The following is a 15797-nucleotide window of genomic DNA, read 5'->3' on the forward strand; positions in this document are numbered from 1 at the left end:
TAGTCCTCAGGTGACCCCGTAGAACCTCTCCGTCTCCTCGACGGCGGCCTGGAAGCGTTCGTCGAAGTCGTCCCGAATGAGCGTGCGGACCACATAGTCCTGCACGCTCATTCCTCTTTTCGCCGCGTGGTGCCGGAGCCTTTCGAGCAGCTCCCCGTCTATCCGCAGGCTGAGCACACTGGTCCCCATGCGTACGAGGGTCGCCACATCCGGCCGTCCCGTGCGTCACTTTCCGGAACCGACTCACTCATACGGGTGATCGCGGGGTTCAGTGGCCAGGGTCACGGGCATCGCGGGCGTGTCGCGGTGGTCCTTAGCGAGAGTAATGAGTTACTCTAAAGAACATGCCGGACCTCACCCATGGCGACAACGCTGCCGCCGTGAACTCGCTTCGCTCCGCCGTGATGCGTCTGTCCCGTCGGCTCAAGCACCAGCGGGTCGACGAGTCGCTGAGCCCCACCGAGATGTCGGTGCTCGGCACCCTCTTCCGCTGTGGCTCGGCCACACCGGGCGAGCTCGCCCGCAAGGAGCACGTCCAGCCGCCGTCGATGACCCGCATCGTCGCGCTGCTCGAGGCCAAGGGCCTGGTCCGGCTGGAGCCGCACCCCGAGGACCGGCGCCAGAAGGTCGTCACCCAGACCGAGCAGGCCGAGGCGATGCTCGAGGAGAGCCGCCGCAAGCGCAACGCTTTCCTGGCCGGCCTGGTCGAGGGCCTCGACGAGGACGAGTGGGCCAAACTGCGCGCCGCCGCCCCCGTGCTGGAGAAGCTCGCACACCTGTAAGCCGTCCATGGAGGAGGCGAACCCTTTTGAGTACGGGACCCGGAGCACCTTCCGCCCCCGCACCGACCACCGACACCCCTCGTAAGTCCTCGATGTTCAGCTCGTTGAAGATCAGGAACTACCGTCTGTTCTTCATCGGTCAGGTCGTCTCCAACACCGGTACCTGGATGCAGCGCATCGCCCAGGACTGGCTGGTCCTGAGCCTCACCGGCTCCTCCGCCGCCGTGGGCATCACGACCGCCCTGCAGTTCCTGCCGATGCTCCTGTTCGGCCTCTACGGCGGTGTCCTGGTCGACCGCCTCCCCAAGCGCCCCACGCTGCTGGTGACCCAGTCCTCGATGGCCCTGTCCGGTCTCGCGCTCGCCGCGCTGACCCTCTCCGGCCACGTCCAGGTCTGGCACGTCTACCTCGCCGCCTTCGCCGTCGGACTCGCGACCGTGGTCGACAACCCGGCCCGCCAGTCCTTCGTCTCCGAGATGGTCGGCCCCGACCAGCTGCAGAACGCGGTCAGTCTGAACTCGGCGAACTTCCAGTCCGCGCGCCTGGTCGGGCCGGCTGTCGCCGGCCTGATGATCACCGGTGTGGGCACCGGCTGGGCGTTCCTCGCCAACGGCCTGTCCTTCGCGGCCCCCATCGTGGGCCTGCTGCTGATGCGGGCCCGCGAGCTGCACGCGGTCCAGCGCACTCCGCGCGGCAAGGGACAGCTGCGCGAGGGCCTGCAGTACGTGGCCGGCCGCCCCGAGCTGATCTGGCCGATCGTGCTGGTCGGCTTCATCGGCACCTTCGGCTTCAACTTCCCCGTGTGGCTGTCGGCCTACGCGGACGACGTCTTCCACTCCGGCGCCGGCTCCTACAGCCTCTTCAACACCCTGATGGCCGTCGGCTCCCTGGGCGGCGCTCTGCTGGCCGCCCGGCGCGGCACGGCCCGGCTGCGCATCCTGACCGCCGCCGCGCTGGCCTTCGGCACGCTGGAGACCGTGGCCGCTCTGGCCCCGTCGTACTGGCTGTTCGCGCTGCTCATGGTGCCGATCGGGGTGTTCGGCCTGACGGTGAACGTCACCGCGAACACCGCGGTCCAGATGGCCACCGACCCGGCCATGCGCGGCCGGGTGATGTCCCTGTTCATGATGGTGTTCATGGGCGGTACGCCGCTGGGCGCGCCGGTCGTCGGCTGGATCACCGACACCTATGGCGCGCGGTTCGGCTTCGCCCTGGGCGGCGTCGTCTCCGCCGCCGCGGCCGGCGTGATCGGCCTGGTCCTGGCCCGCGTCGGCGGTCTGCGGCTGACGGTGGGCTGGCACCGCGGTCATCCACGGGTGCGGTTCGTGCCGCGGGAGCGGGAGGAACTGGCGACGGCCGCGTAGAAAATCGCCGCGTCCTGGCCCCGTACGGATGCCTGCCTGCGTGTCATCACCGGTGAGATTGCCCTTACATGAGATGACTTCTGGCGGTAAGCCCGATTTGCATCCGTACGGGAACAGGAGCATCCGCATGGCACCACTGGTATCGACCCCGGGACCCCGCTCCCGCCTGCGGCGACTGACGGCGATCGCGCTGACCCTGGTCACGGCCGGGGCGCTCGCCGCCGCCGCGCCGGCCGGGGCCGTGGACGCGCGGCACAAGGCCGGCCAAGGCTTCCGGGAGCGCGACCTCGTCTCCGACCTTCCGGGCAGGGCGGAGCAGCAGGACCCGAACCTGGTGAACCCCTGGGGGCTGGTGCGCACGGCGCACGGTGCGATCAGGGTCTCGAACAACGGAACCAACACGTCCACGGTGTATTCGGGTGCCCGGGACGACGAGCCGGTCAGATTCCTCTCCCCCGTCGTACAGCTCCCCGAGAACGCCGACCCGACCGGGATCGTGCGCAACGACACCGACGCGTTCCGCTTCACCGACTCCGGAAGGTCCGGCCCGGCGCGGTACATCTTCGCCGGGGAGAACGGCGGACTCTTCGCCTTCAACCGGGACGTGCGCCCGGCGGACGCCGTCCAGGTCGCCCAGGAGGACGGTGCCGTCTTCAAGGGCCTGACGCTCGTGGACCGTGAGTGGAGGGCCGCGAAGGGCGACCGGCACCAGCCGCGCATCCTCGTCGCGAACTTCCACGACGCCCGTATCGACGCCTTCGACACCCACTTCGACCAGGTGAGACTGCCCGCCGGCGCGTTCCGGGACCCGCACATCCCCGACGGCTTCGCGCCCTTCGACGTGAAGAACATCGACGGCAGGGTCTTCGTCACCTACGCCAAGCAGGACGCGGACAGGCACGACGACGTCCCCGGCCCGGGCAACGGCTTCATCGACGTGTTCAGCGTCCGGGGCACGCTGCTCGCCCGTTTCGCCAGCCGTGGCGTGCTCAACTCGCCCTGGGGCCTGGAAACGGCACCCGACGGGTTCGGGAAGTTCGCCGGTGACCTGCTCGTCGGCAACTTCGGGGACGGCCGCATCCACGCCTTCGACCTGCACAGCGGCCGGTTCGAGGGAACCCTGAAGGACCCCGGCGGGCAGCCGATCACGATCGACGGCCTGTGGGGGCTGCAGCGGGGCACTGCCGAGTCCGGCGGCGAGGACAGCGTCTGGTTCGCCGCGGGAATCGAGGACGAGGAGCACGGGCTGCTCGGCACCCTGCGCGCCGAGTGACCTCTCACCCCATCCTGGGTGCCGGTCAGGCGGTCACACCCGCCTGGCCGGCACCGGGCCGGGCCACTCGTCCGCGCCGATCGTGAACGGCTCGGCGCGGGTGAAGCCGGTCCTCGGCGGCGTGGGCGAGCAGGGCGGCGCCGACGCCGAGGCCCCCGAACCGGCGGTCGGCGGCGAAGAGGTGGATGTACCTCTCGGGTTCGTCGGCGGGCTCCAGATAGGGGCCCTGGCCCCCGCTGAGCGTGAGCGTGGCGGCCGGCGCGCCGTCCACCTCGGCCATGTAGGGCGTGCCGTCGGCGGCATACCGGTGCACCGGCTCCACGGCCCGCTCGTCCGACGACCGCGGCTGGGTGTCCCACTGCCCGGTACGGCCCTGTGACACCAGCCACTCCACGGCGCTGTCCAGCATGCCGAGGATCAGGGGTGCGTCGTCGGGGCCGCCTGTGCGGATGGTGATCGTCACGGGCCCGTCCTGCCCGTCCGGGTCTGCGAAGGTGAAGGCATGAGACTCTTCGCAGCGGTGCTCCCTCCGGAGCGCGTCGTCCATGAACTCGCCGCCGAAATCGACCGGTTGAAGAGGCTGCCCGGCGCGGAGAGGCTGCGCTGGACCCACCGCCCCGGCTGGCACTTCACCCTCGCCTTCTACGGCGAGGTCGCCGACGACCTCGTACCCGGCCTGTCGGACCGCCTGGCACGCGCGGCGCACCGTACCGAGCCCTTCGGCCTGGCCCTCGCCGGCGGCGGCCAGTTCGGGCACGGCAGGGCCCTGTGGACGGGGGCCCAGGGCGAGGTGGAGGCGCTGCGGCTGCTGGCCGACCGGGCGGAGTCGGCGGCACGGAAGGCGGGCGTACCGATGGGGGAGCACCGGCGCTACAAGGCCCACCTGACGGTGGCGCGGGGCCGGGACTCGGTGGACGTACGGCCGCATGTCGATCTGCTCCACGAGTTCACCAGCAGCACCTGGACGGTGAGCGAGCTGGTGCTGGTGCGCAGTAACCTGCCCCGGTCCGGGGTGGCGGGGGAGCAGCCGCGGTACGAGGCGGTTGCCTGCTGGCAGCTCGGCGGGGTTGGTTAGGCTCGGGTGCGTGGACCCGAAAACCCGGAACCGGATCATGGCCGGTGTGCTTGTGCTGATGTTCGTGGTGGTGGCCTTGGCGGCGGCCGTCAAGTAGCCGTCGCTCCGGCCGCCTCAGGGGCTGGGGAGTGCGCGTGGCCCGGCGGCCGCCGGGCCGTCCGTGGCCGGTCGCGCAGTTCCCCGCGCCCCTGGGTCGGCCACCCGCAGGGGCTACCAGGCGAAGGCCTCCGGGGACGGCCCCGGGCCCGGGAAGACCTCGTCCAGGCCGCTCAGCAGTTCCTCGCTCAGCTCCAGATCGACCGCCCTGATCGCCGACTCCAGCTGCTCCGCCGTGCGCGGGCCGACGATCGGGCCGGTCACGCCGGGGCGGGTGAGCAGCCAGGCCAGGGCCACCTCGCCGGGCTCCAGGCCGTGCTTGTCGAGCAGGTCCTCGTACGCCTGGATCTGGGCGCGGGCGGTGGGGTCGGCGAGGGTGTCGGCGGCCCGGCCGGACGCGCGGCGACCGCCCTGGACCTCCTTCTTGATCACGCCGCCCAGCAGACCGCCGTGCAGCGGCGACCAGGGGATGACCCCGAGGCCGTAGTCCTGCGCGGCAGGGATGACCTCCATCTCGGCGCGCCGCTCGGCGAGGTTGTACAGGCACTGCTCGCTGACCAGCCCGATGGTGCCGCCGCGGCGGGCCGCGATCTCGTTGGCCTGGGCGATCTTGTAACCCGGGAAGTTGCTGGACCCCGCGTAGAGGATCTTGCCCTGCTGGACCAGAGTGCCGACCGCCTGCCAGATCTCCTCGAACGGGGTGTTCCGGTCGATGTGGTGGAATTGGTAGAGGTCGATGTAGTCGGTCCCCAGCCGCTTCAGGCTGGCGTCCACGGCCCGGCGGATGTTGAGTGCGGAGAGCTTGTCGTGGTTGGGCCAGGCCTGGCCGTCGGCGCCCATGTTGCCGTAGACCTTGGTGGCGAGGACGACCTTGTCGCGGCGCTCGCCGCCCTTGGCGAACCAGGTGCCGATGATGCTCTCGGTCCGCCCCTTGTTCTCACCCCAGCCGTACACGTTGGCGGTGTCGAAGAAGTTGATGCCGGCGTCCAGCGCCGCGTCCATGATGGCGTGGCTGTCGGCTTCGTCGGTCTGCGGCCCGAAGTTCATCGTCCCGAGGACGAGCCGACTGACCTTGAGTCCCGTGCGTCCAAGCTGCGTGTACTCCATGGTCCTCTAGCCAACGGCTTGAAGTGCGCTCGAAGCAAGGGCTTTCGGGCCTTGGCTGCTCGGGATCCCTCAGATGCCCGGTCCGCCCGCGACCTCGTCGCGGGAGCGGGGCTTCGTCGTCGAGGCGAGGTAGCCGCAGGCCGTGGGCCGCGTGAGGGCGACGTCGGAGCAGAAGCCGCCGAGGTGGCCCGGACAGTCGATGCGGACCTCCGACTTGGCACGCCTGCGCGGGTACTTGGCACGCAACCGCTCGACGATGTCCAGGATGGTCTCCCAGTGGGGAGTTCGGTCAGCTTGTTCCGGCCGCGTACGTTTGTCCAATCCCCCAAGCCCCCCACATCGCCTCCGCGAACGCCTCCGCGATCCGGTGCTCCCCGCGCGCGTTGGGGTGCGTGCCGTCGTAGGTGTCGGTGTGGATGTCGTACGACTCCGGGGGCGAGGCCAGCAGGATCGGGGAGCGGGGCTCGTCCAGGTCGGCGGCCGCCTTGGCGAGGAGGACGTTGAACAGGTCCACCTGGGCGGCGAAGGACTCGTCGGCCTCGGCGCGGATGTTCGGGATCACCGGCAGCAACACCATGCGGATGCGCGGGGCGGCCTCGCGGGCACCGGTGACGAACGCCCGCACGTTCTCCGCCGTCTGCTCCGCGTCGGTGTAGAAACCCAGGTCGATCAGGCCCAGGGAGACCAGGAGCACGTCCGCCCGGTGTGCGCGCACCGCGCCGCCGATCAGCGGGGCCATGTGCAGCCAGCCCTCGCCCCAGCCCGCCAGGTGGCGGCGCGGGAAGTCGGGGTCGGCGTACGCGTACGACGTCGGAGCCTCGGCCGACTTGTCGTACAGCTCCTCGCGCGGGCCGACGAAGGTGAACGGGCCGCCGTGCGTGTCCCGCAGATGCTGCCACAACCGGTAACGCCATGTGTGCTCGCCCGCACTCCCGATCGTCATGGAGTCACCTACGGGCATGAACCTAAGCATCCGCTCATGATGGACGATCACGTGCGCCGGTGGGATGTGAGGCCCACCACGTCCGGCGGGCGCCCGTGGGAGCACGCCCGGCGAATCCCGGGAGGCAATGGCAGTCTTGGGCCATGCGTCGATCGTCCGCCGTCCTCGCCGGGGTGCTGCTCGCCGGCTCCTGCGCGCTGCCCGCCTCCGCCGCCGACGGTGACGGCGACCACGGGTTCACCCTCAAGGACCCGCGGATCGCCGAGTCCAGCGGGCTCGCCGCCTCCCGCCTCCACCCCGGCATCTACTGGACGCACAACGACAGCGGCGACGGGCCGTACGTCTACGCCGTGGACAGCCGGACCGGGAAGACCGTCGCCCGGGTGACCCTGCGCGGCATCGGGTCCCCGCGGGACGTGGAGGCCATCTCGATCGGGCCGCACAACGAGATCTACCTGGGCGACATCGGCGACAACCTCGGCGGCAAGTGGCCGTACGTGTGGATCTACCGGCTGCCCGAGCCGAAGGAGCTGAGGGACCAGACGGTCACCGCCACGCAGTACGTGGTGAAGTACTCGAACGGGCCGCGGGACGCCGAGTCACTGGTCGTCCACCCGAAGACCGGGCGGGTCTACATCATCGACAAGAAGGAGGACGGGGGGCACCTGTACGAGGGACCGGCCACCCTGTCCACCGCCGGCGCGAACATCTTCAGGCCGATCGCCGCCGTCGACCTGTGGGCCACGGACGCGGCCTTCTCGCCGGACGGCCGGCAGCTTGCCGTGCGCGGGTACCTCGGCGGGATCTCCTACGACTGGAACGGCGGCCGGATCAGGCGCGAGGGCCGGCTCGACGTGCCCCTGCAGGGTCAGGGCGAGGGCGTCTCCTACTCGGCCGACGGCACCAAGCTGCTGTACAGCAGCGAGGGTGCCGGCAGTGAGGTCGTGGCGAAGGACGCGCCGGGGCTGCCGACGTCCAAGTCTCCCTCGGCGAGCGGCGGTTCGGGCCCGGTCGGGAGCGGCCGAGCCGACCTGGAGGTCGGCGCGGCCGTCGTCGCCGCCGGGCTGGCCCTGCTGTTCGGGCTGCGGCGGTTGCGGCGGCGGGGCTGAAGGAGGGGGTGCGCGGGGCTCCGCTTCCGGGTCTACCGCGTCACTTCACGCACCCTGGCGCCGGGAAGTCCGTCGTGCCCGCGGGGTGGCCGCCGCCCTCCATGTTGGTGAGGAGCTCGGGGGCGGGCCCGTAGGGGTTCACGATGCGGGCGACGAAGCCGGCGCTCCTCGGCAGCGCGGGGTGCGCGCGGTTGACGACACCACCGACGCGCGTGCCGTCACCCGCGTCCTTGAAGAACGCCTCCGGCCCCTGGGGGCCGTTGCTCAGCACGGCGACGATCCCGGCACCGATGGACGACTCCTGGACGAGAGTGCAGCCCCGTGCGTCGGGGGTGCCGACGCGGGGGAGCGGGAAGGTGTGCGTGCCGCCCTTGGCGGAGGTCACCCGGAGCGCGGGAGCGGAGCCGCCGGCGCCCACCAGACGCAGAGAGAGGCCGCGTTCCCGGGCCGTGCCGTTGTCCTGGTCGAGCTTGGCCAGGACGCGGTACATGTAGGCGTCGCCCTGCCGCCACTGCGCCGACACGGCGCGGATCCATGCCTCGGGGCCGCCGGCGCGGGGGTCGTCGCGCAGGACGGCGACCATGTCCTGGCCGATGGCGACGGCCTTGCCCGCGTAGCGTGCGGACGGGCCGTCGGCGGCGCCGGCGGTGGGGGTGGCCCCCGCGGTGGGGGCCGCCGAGGCGGCCCCCACCGGCAGGAGGGCGGTGGCGCCCACGGAGCCCAGGAGTACCGAGGCGGTCAGCAGGGAGTGGCGGTGGCGGGCGAAGAAGGCTGGCATGGAAGAGCTCCTCGATGCGACGACCGGAAACACCGGAAGGAAAGGGTCTGCATGCCGCTCCTCACCGGCCCGGCGCATCGGCCTCGCTGTCGGTGACGAGGCGCCAGGTGCCCGGTGAGACGGGGGGTGGCGACGAAATGACGATATGTGATCGAATTACATATTCCAGTGCCAGCATTGTCACGGAAAATCCACAGAAAACGGAATCGTGGTCTCCCACGACGAAGGGCGCCCGGCGGAACCTGGTCCGCCGGGCGCCCTTCGCTGCCGTATGCGACAAACGCCTACAGCTTCTCGATGACGTAGTCGACGCAGTGCGTCAGCGCCTCGACGTCCGCCGGGTCGATCGCCGGGAACATCGCGATGCGCAGCTGGTTGCGGCCGAGCTTGCGGTACGGCTCGGTGTCCACGACGCCGTTGGCGCGCAGCACCTTGGCGACCGCGGCCGCGTCGATCTCGTCGGCGAAGTCGATCGTGCCGATGACCTGCGAGCGCTTGGCCGGGTCGGCGACGAACGGGGTGGCGTACTTGGACTCCTCCGCCCAGGTGTACAGGCGGGTCGAGGAGTCCTTGGTGCGGGCCGTGGACCAGGCGAGGCCGCCCTGGCCGTTGAGCCACTCCAGCTGCTCGTTGAGGAGGAAGAGGGTGGCGAGGGCCGGGGTGTTGTACGTCTGGTTCTTGCGGGAGTTGTCGATCGCCGTGGGCAGCGAGAAGAACTCCGGGACGTGTCGGCCGGAGGCGTGGACGCGCTCGGCGCGCTCGATCGCGGCCGGGGAGAAGACGCCGATCCACAGGCCGCCGTCGGAGGCGAAGGACTTCTGCGGGGCAAAGTAGTAGACGTCGGTCTCGGCGACGTCGACCGGCAGGCCGCCCGCACCGGAGGTGGCGTCCACGAGGACGAGCGCACCCTCGTCGGCCCCTGCGACCCGCTTGATCGGCATGGCCACACCGGTGGAGGTCTCGTTGTGGGTGAAGGCGTAGACGTCGACGCCGGCCTCCGCCCGCGCCTCGGGGTGGGTGCCGGGGTCGGTGGAGATGACGGTGGGCTCGGCCAGCCAGGGGGCGAGCTTGGCGGCCTTGGCGAACTTGGAGGAGAACTCGCCGAAGTTCAGGTGCTGGGACTTGTTCTCGATCAACCCGTGGGTGGCGATGTCCCAGAAGGCGGTGGAGCCGCCGTTGCCGAGGACCACCTCGTAGCCCTCGGGCAGGGAGAACAGCTCGGAGATGCCCTCGCGGACCTTGCCGACCAGGTTCTTGACGGGCGCCTGGCGGTGGGAGGTGCCCATCAGGGACGTACCGGTGGCGGCGAGGGCGTCCAGCGCCTCGGTGCGCACCTTGGAGGGGCCCGCGCCGAATCGTCCGTCGGCGGGCTTGATGTCAGCGGGAATCTGGATGTCGGCCACGAGTCGGAGGGTATCCGCTGGGCGAAACCGGACGTAACCGTGTCCGTTCGATGAGACAAGATCATCAAGGGCTGGACTTGTGAATTAGTACGACGATATGCGCGAGACTGTGGAAAACTTTCGGTGACTGTGCGTGAGCGGATGCATCCTGGACGCATGACGGATCTGGCCGGGGAACTGCGCAGGGCCGTCCGGGGCGAGGTCGGTTTCGACGTCACCTCCCGGGCGCTCGTCACCATGGACGCGTCCAACTACCGGCGCGTCCCCGCGGGCGTCGTCGCCCCGAGAGACGCCGACGACGTGGCCGCCGCGCTCGAGGTCTGCCGGGCGCACGGGGTGCCGGTCGTGGCGCGCGGCGGGGGCACGTCGATCGCCGGGCAGGCGACCGGCGCGGGCGTGGTGCTGGACTTCACGCGGTACATGAACGGCCTGCTGGAGCTCGACCCCTTCACCCGTACGGCCGTCGTCCAGCCGGGGCTCGTCCTGGACCGGCTCCAGGAGGCCGCCGCCCCGCACGGCCTGCGCTTCGGCCCGGATCCGTCCACGCACAGCCGGTGCACGCTCGGCGGGATGATCGGCAACAACTCCTGCGGCTCGCACTCGGTGGCCTGGGGGACGACCGCGGACAGCGTGCGCGCGCTGTCCGTCGTCACCGCGCGCGGGCAGTGGCTGCGGCTCGGCCGGGACTGGGCGGGCGCTCCGGACGGGCTGCGCGAGCTGGCGGAGGGCGAGCTGGCGCGGCTGCGCACCGGCTTCCCGGAGCTGCCCCGCCGCATCTCCGGGTACGCGCTGGACGCGCTGCTGCCCGAGAAGGGCGCCGACGTCGCCCGCTCCTTCTGCGGTTCGGAGGGCACGCTGGGCGTGCTGACCGAGGCGGTCGTCCAGCTGGTGGAGGCGCCACGCGCGCGTGCCCTGGCGGTGCTGGCGTACGGCGACGAGAGCGCCGCGGCCGAGGCCGCCGCGGGACTCCTGCCCTACCGTCCGCTGACGGTGGAAGGCATGGCGGCCGATCTGGTGCGCTCGCCGGCCGGGCTGCCCGAGGGGGGCGCCTGGCTGTTCGTGGAGACCGGCGGGGAGTCGGCGGGCGAGGCACGCGCGCGTGCGGAGGCGATCCTCCGCGCGGCCGACGTGGTCGACTCCCTCGTGGTGACGGACCCGGCGGTCCAGCGAGCCCTGTGGCGCATCCGCGAGGACGCGAGCGGCACCGCCACCCGGATGCCCGACGGCAGTGAGGCCTGGCCCGGCTGGGAGGACTGCGCGGTGCCGCCCGCCCGGCTCGGCGCCTATCTCCGGGACTTCCGCGCCCTGCTGTCGGCGTACGGCCTGCGCGGCACGCCGTACGGCCACTTCGGCGACGGCTGCATCCACGTCCGTATCGACTTCGACCTGCTCACCGAGCCCGGCATCGGCCGCTTCCGCCGCTTCTCCGAGGAACTGGCCGGCCTGGTGGTGGCCCACGGCGGCTCGCTGTCCGGGGAGCACGGCGACGGGCAGGCCCGCGCGGAGCTGCTGCCGCGCATGTACGGCGCGGAGACGGTCCGGCTCTTCGAACGGGCCAAGGCGGTCTGGGACCCGGACGACCTGCTGAACCCCGGGGTGCTGGTCCGCCCGGCGCGGCTGGACGAGAACCTCCGCTTCTCGGTGCTGCCCCGCGGCCCGGTCGACGTGGCCTTCGGCTACCCGTCCGACGACGGCGACTTCCGCGCGGCCGTACGCCGCTGCGTCGGCGTCGCCAAGTGCCGTACGACCACGGCGGCCGGCCCCGCCGTGATGTGCCCCTCCTTCCGGGCGACCGGCGAGGACGAGCACTCCACGCGCGGCCGGGCCCGCCTGCTGCACGAGATGCTGGCCGGTGAACTGGTCACCGACGGCTGGCGGTCGACGGAGGTCCGTGACGCCCTGGACCTGTGCCTGTCCTGCAAGGGCTGCCGCTCCGACTGCCCGGTCGGCGTCGACATGGCCACCTACAAAGCGGAGTTCCTGTACCACCACTACGCCGGCCGGCGCCGCCCCGCCGCCCACCTCAGCATGGGCCGGCTGCCGCAGTGGCTGCGCTGGGTCGCTCTCACCCGCACGGCCCCGCTACTCAACGCCCTTGCCGGGATACGGCCGTTGGCCCGGGCCGGCAAGCGCCTGGGCGGGATCGCGGCCGAGCGGGACATTCCCCGGCTGGCGACACGGACGTTCACCGGGTGGTGGCGCGGAAGGGAGCCCGCGCACGACGGCACCGGGGAGCCGGTGCCGGGGGGTTCGGGTCCCGGTGACCTGGTCGTGCTCTGGCCGGACACCTTCACCGAGCATCTGTCCCCGTCCGTCGGCCGGGCCGCCGTCCGGGTGCTGGAGGCCGCCGGACTGCGGGTGGCCCTCCCGCCGACGTTGCTGCCGCGCCGGGGAGGGATCGGCGACGGCCGGACCAGGGCGGCCACCGCACTGCTCACGGTCCGCCGGGCCCGGGTCTGCTGCGGCCTGACCTACCTCTCCACCGGCCAGCTCGACCGCGCCCGCACGGTCCTGCGCCGCACGCTGGACCTGATGGAGCCGGTGCTGCGGGCGGGGCTCCCGGTCGTCGTCCTGGAACCGAGCTGCGCGGCGGCCCTGCGCACCGACCTCCCCGAGCTGCTCCACGAGGACCCGCGAGCGGCACGGCTCTCCTCGGCCGTCCTCACCTTCGCCGAGGCCCTGGAGCGGCACGCCCCCCGCTGGACCCCGCCCGCCGTGGACCGCCCGGTCGCCGGCCAGACCCACTGCCACCAGCACGCGGTGCTCGGCGACACCCCCGACCGCCGGCTCCGCCAGGCCGCGGGCCTCACCGGCGAGCTGAGCGGAGGCTGCTGCGGCCTTGCGGGCAACTTCGGCTTCGAAAAAGGCCACTTCGAGGTGTCGAGGGCCTGTGCGGAGGAACAGCTCCTGCCCTCGGTCCGCAAGGCTCCCGCGGAGACGATGGTCCTCGCGGACGGTTTCTCCTGCCGCACCCAGCTGGAGCAGTTGGCCGGGGTAAGGGGGCGGCATCTGGCCGAGGTGCTGGCCGAGGCGCTGGACCGGGAAGCGAGGGGGGAGAAGTGACGGACGCCCCGGGCAGGTTGGCGGACCCGCTGCCGGACCCCGGCGTCCGCTTGGCCCACGGACGCTTGGCGGTCGACCGGCAGGGCGGCCAGGCCGGCGGCGGGGTCAGGCCGTGCACGGCCGGATGGTGAGTGCTGCAGCCTCGGCGCAGTCCCATAAGGCCACTCTCAGCTTCATAAAAGAACTCTCAGCCTCGCGCGGGTCTCTCAGGAAGCGCCCAGGTATTCACAGCGCCCCTTTGCCAACTTTGCCGTTCGGGCTCCTGGGTGGCGTGTAGGTTCTTCGATGTCGGGTTCCGGACGCGGAATTCAGCACCCACCGTAAAGTGCGACATTAGGAGTCGGAATGAGCTTCAGGAAGCTTGCCCCGCTGCCCCCCAAGCCCAAGGCGAAGCAGCTCCCCCCGCCGCCGAAGCGGAAGCCGAAGAAGCACGCGCCGAAGCCGCTGCCCAAGCCGCTGCCCGGCCAGGGCCAGTGATCCGACGCTGAACGGAATGGGGTCGATGGTGCACCGTCGGCCCCTTTTCATTTCGTTCGGGACGGTGATTCCGGAAGGGAAATCAAATGGCTCATGAGAGTGCCGGTGCGGACGAGTTCGAAGGCGAAACCCCCACCATTCCCGCCCGGACAGCATTCCGCCGATACTGGCCGCTCACCAAGGGGCTCAGAAAATGGCTGCTCGTCGTCTGGCTGTGCACCGTCATCGCCGCGCTCGCCGAGACCGAGGCCATCCTGCTGTTCAGCGATCTCACCGACCACGCCCTGCAGAAGGGCTCGCCGGCCGCGTTCTGGAGCCCGGCGGGCAAGTGGCTGGGGATCGCCGTGGTCGGCGGCGTCGTCGCGTACTCCGGCAACTCCCTCGCCGCCTGGGTGACCGAGCGGTTCGTGATGCGGCTGCGCGAGCACGTCTTCGACCACGTCCAGCAGTTGCCCCCGCACTTCTTCCAGCACCACCGTCAGGGCGACCTGCTCTCCCGGCTGACCGGCGACGTCGAGGCGATCGAGACGATGGTCGTCTCGGGCCTGGTCGGCGCCGCCTCGGCGGCCTTCTCCGCCCTCTTCTACGCGGCCGCCGCGTTCTGGCTGCGCTGGGACCTGGCCGCCGCCACCTTCGTGCTGGCGCCCCTGTTCTGGCTGGCCGCCCGCCGCTTCTCGGGCTCCATCAAGGACGTCTCCCGCGAGGGCCGGGTCGCCGACGGCGCGATCACCTCCGTGGTGGAGGAGTCCCTCGGCAACATCGTGCTCACCCAGGCCTACGACCGCCGGGACGCCGAGCGCCGCCGGCTGCGCGAGGAGGCGAACGCCTGGTTCCGCGCCGCGGTCCGCTCCACCCGTCTGAACGAGGCGTACGAGCAGCTCGTCCAGGTCATCGAGACGGTCTGCGTGCTCGCGGTGATCGGCATCGGCGCCTGGGAGATCTCCACCGGCCGGATGACCCTCGGCCGGCTCCTCGCCTTCGCCGCCTTCCTCGGCTATCTCTATCCACCGGTGCGCGGCCTGGCCCAGCTCGGCCTCACCATCACCGCCGCCACGGCGGGCGCCGAGCGGCTCATCGAGGTCCTGGACGTCCGTCCCTCGGTCGCCGACCCGCGCCGCCCCACGGACAGCGGCCGCCCGGACGGCACGGTCGAGGTCCGGGACGTCACCTTCCGCTACCCGGGCGCCGAGCGGACCGCCCTCGAAGCCCTCTCCTTCACGGTCAGCCCCGGCGAGCTGGTGATCGTCACCGGCCCGAGCGGCGCGGGGAAGTCCACGGTCTCCAAGCTCCTCCTGCGCTTCTACGACCCGGACTCCGGAGACGTCCTGCTGGACGGCGTCCCCCTGCGCGACTTCCCGCTGGCCCGCCTCCGTGCGTACGTGACCCTCCTGCCGCAGGAGACCCTCGTCCTGCACGACACGGTCCGCGCCAACATCGCCTGCGGCCGGCCCGGCGCCGGCGACCAGGCGATCGAGGAGGCGGCGAGGGCGGCCGACGCGCACGAGTTCATCTCGCGGTTGCCCGACGGCTACGACACCAGGGTCGACCCCCACTCGGCCCGCCTGTCGGGCGGTCAGCTCCAGCGCCTGGCCATCGCCCGAGCCATCCTGCGCGACGCGCCCGTGCTGGTCCTGGACGAGCCGACGACCGGTCTGGACGCGATGGCGGCCCGGCGCGTGGTCAAGCCCCTGCGCCGCCTGATGACCGGCCGTACGACGATCATGATCACCCACGATCTCAACCTCGCCCCCGACGCCGACCGCATCCTCGTGGTCGACGGCGGCCGCATCGTCGAGACCGGTCGCCACGACGAACTCCTCGCCCGTGGCGGCGCCTACTCCCGTCTGCACCGCTCGCAGAACAACGCGGTGATGGACACCGGGGAGCTGCGGATGCCGCTGTGGGAGGAGCCACAGGCGCCGGCTCCCGCGTACGAGTACGGCCAGGTGCAGGAGACGTACGCGTCCGCGGCGACCTGGGGCCGGCCCGGCCACGAGGCGACCTGGGTCCGGCCCGGCCACGAGGCGACCTGGGTCCGGCCCGGCCACGAGGCGACCTGGGGCCGGCCCGGCCACGAGGCGACCTGGGTCCGGCCCGGCGACGAGGCGTACGGAGCCCAGCCCGGCCACGAGGCGTACGGAAGCGTGCCCTGGTACCTCCCCGACGGCCGTCCCCTCTTCCGTGACGAGGGGGTCTGGCCCGGCGTCTGACCGGCATCCGGCCTTCGCCGGTCCCAGCATCCGGGACAGTGCCGTAAAGGGTTCACGCTCCTGTCCAAGTCCATTACCCTGGACCTGGTAGTACATCGCGATGGACGAACCCGATCG

13 protein-coding genes and 2 pseudogenes are annotated in these 15797 nt (G+C 71.6%); 8 read left to right on the top strand and 7 right to left on the bottom strand.

Annotated features, from left to right (window positions below; all coding sequences use genetic code 11):
* Positions 1-6: 6 nt before the first annotated feature.
* The gene (locus tag AB0L59_RS21490; protein ID WP_228624546.1) at positions 7-189 is read right to left on the bottom strand and encodes a BrnA antitoxin family protein; all 183 of its coding nucleotides are present in this window, start codon (positions 187-189) and stop codon (positions 7-9) included.
* 155 nt (positions 190-344) lie between these two features.
* Here AB0L59_RS21490 and AB0L59_RS21495 point away from each other — a divergent pair, with 155 nt between their 5' ends.
* The 3 genes from AB0L59_RS21495 to AB0L59_RS21505 all read left to right on the top strand — a co-directional run bounded on the left by AB0L59_RS21495 (position 345) and on the right by AB0L59_RS21505 (position 3419).
* A complete protein-coding gene (locus AB0L59_RS21495) occupies positions 345-782 on the top strand; it encodes a MarR family transcriptional regulator (protein WP_365585945.1) in 438 nt (145 codons plus the stop codon).
* A 26-nt stretch (positions 783-808) separates the two neighbouring features.
* Complete coding sequence (locus AB0L59_RS21500) at positions 809-2146, top strand: MFS transporter (RefSeq protein WP_365585947.1); 1338 nt, start codon at positions 809-811, stop codon at positions 2144-2146.
* A gap of 127 nt (positions 2147-2273) precedes the next feature.
* Positions 2274-3419, top strand: a complete 1146-nt coding sequence (locus AB0L59_RS21505) for a TIGR03118 family protein (protein ID WP_365585950.1) — start codon at positions 2274-2276, stop codon at positions 3417-3419.
* A 33-nt stretch (positions 3420-3452) separates the two neighbouring features.
* On the opposite strand, the pseudogene AB0L59_RS21510 reads toward AB0L59_RS21505, so the two are convergent.
* A pseudogene (locus tag AB0L59_RS21510) lies at positions 3453-3882 on the bottom strand (GNAT family N-acetyltransferase).
* Between the two features lie 39 nt (positions 3883-3921).
* Here AB0L59_RS21510 and thpR point away from each other — a divergent pair.
* Positions 3922-4494 (top strand): RNA 2',3'-cyclic phosphodiesterase, encoded by a 573-nt coding sequence (gene thpR, locus AB0L59_RS21515; RefSeq protein ID WP_365585953.1) that lies wholly within the window; start codon positions 3922-3924, stop codon positions 4492-4494.
* A gap of 210 nt (positions 4495-4704) precedes the next feature.
* Here thpR and AB0L59_RS21520 read toward each other — a convergent pair whose 3' ends face one another.
* The 3 genes and pseudogenes from AB0L59_RS21520 to AB0L59_RS21530 all read right to left on the bottom strand — a co-directional run bounded on the left by AB0L59_RS21520 (position 4705) and on the right by AB0L59_RS21530 (position 6670).
* Positions 4705-5697, bottom strand: a complete 993-nt coding sequence (locus AB0L59_RS21520) for an aldo/keto reductase (RefSeq protein WP_365585956.1) — start codon at positions 5695-5697, stop codon at positions 4705-4707.
* Between the two features lie 153 nt (positions 5698-5850).
* Positions 5851-5976 (bottom strand): annotated as a pseudogene (locus AB0L59_RS21525) (Uma2 family endonuclease); the annotation flags it as partial.
* A 10-nt stretch (positions 5977-5986) separates the two neighbouring features.
* Positions 5987-6670 (bottom strand): GDSL-type esterase/lipase family protein, encoded by a 684-nt coding sequence (locus tag AB0L59_RS21530; protein WP_365585959.1) that lies wholly within the window; start codon positions 6668-6670, stop codon positions 5987-5989.
* Between the two features lie 113 nt (positions 6671-6783).
* Here AB0L59_RS21530 and AB0L59_RS21535 point away from each other — a divergent pair, with 113 nt between their 5' ends.
* A complete protein-coding gene (locus AB0L59_RS21535) occupies positions 6784-7749 on the top strand; it encodes a WD40 repeat domain-containing protein (RefSeq protein ID WP_365585961.1) in 966 nt (321 codons plus the stop codon).
* Between the two features lie 40 nt (positions 7750-7789).
* Here the strand turns inward: AB0L59_RS21535 and AB0L59_RS21540 are convergent, their stop codons facing one another.
* Both AB0L59_RS21540 and serC read right to left on the bottom strand, forming a co-directional pair.
* The gene (locus AB0L59_RS21540) at positions 7790-8527 is read right to left on the bottom strand and encodes a hypothetical protein (RefSeq protein WP_365585964.1); all 738 of its coding nucleotides are present in this window, start codon (positions 8525-8527) and stop codon (positions 7790-7792) included.
* 284 nt (positions 8528-8811) lie between these two features.
* On the bottom strand, positions 8812-9930 hold the full coding sequence (serC, locus tag AB0L59_RS21545; RefSeq protein WP_365585967.1) for a phosphoserine transaminase: 1119 nt from the start codon (positions 9928-9930) through the stop codon (positions 8812-8814).
* 156 nt (positions 9931-10086) lie between these two features.
* Here serC and AB0L59_RS21550 point away from each other — a divergent pair, with 156 nt between their 5' ends.
* The 3 genes from AB0L59_RS21550 (at position 10087) to AB0L59_RS21560 (ending at position 15680) form a co-directional block, all read left to right on the top strand.
* The gene (locus AB0L59_RS21550) at positions 10087-12993 is read left to right on the top strand and encodes an FAD-binding and (Fe-S)-binding domain-containing protein (protein WP_365585970.1); all 2907 of its coding nucleotides are present in this window, start codon (positions 10087-10089) and stop codon (positions 12991-12993) included.
* Positions 12994-13338: 345 nt separating this feature from the next.
* On the top strand, positions 13339-13470 hold the full coding sequence (locus AB0L59_RS21555; RefSeq protein WP_365585972.1) for a hypothetical protein: 132 nt from the start codon (positions 13339-13341) through the stop codon (positions 13468-13470).
* Positions 13471-13556: 86 nt separating this feature from the next.
* A complete protein-coding gene (locus AB0L59_RS21560) occupies positions 13557-15680 on the top strand; it encodes an ABC transporter ATP-binding protein (RefSeq protein ID WP_365585974.1) in 2124 nt (707 codons plus the stop codon).
* The last annotated feature ends 117 nt before the right edge of the window (positions 15681-15797 follow it).

It is taken from the genome of Streptomyces sp. NPDC052109, from assembly GCF_040680195.1.
Lineage (GTDB): Bacteria > Actinomycetota > Actinomycetes > Streptomycetales > Streptomycetaceae > Streptomyces.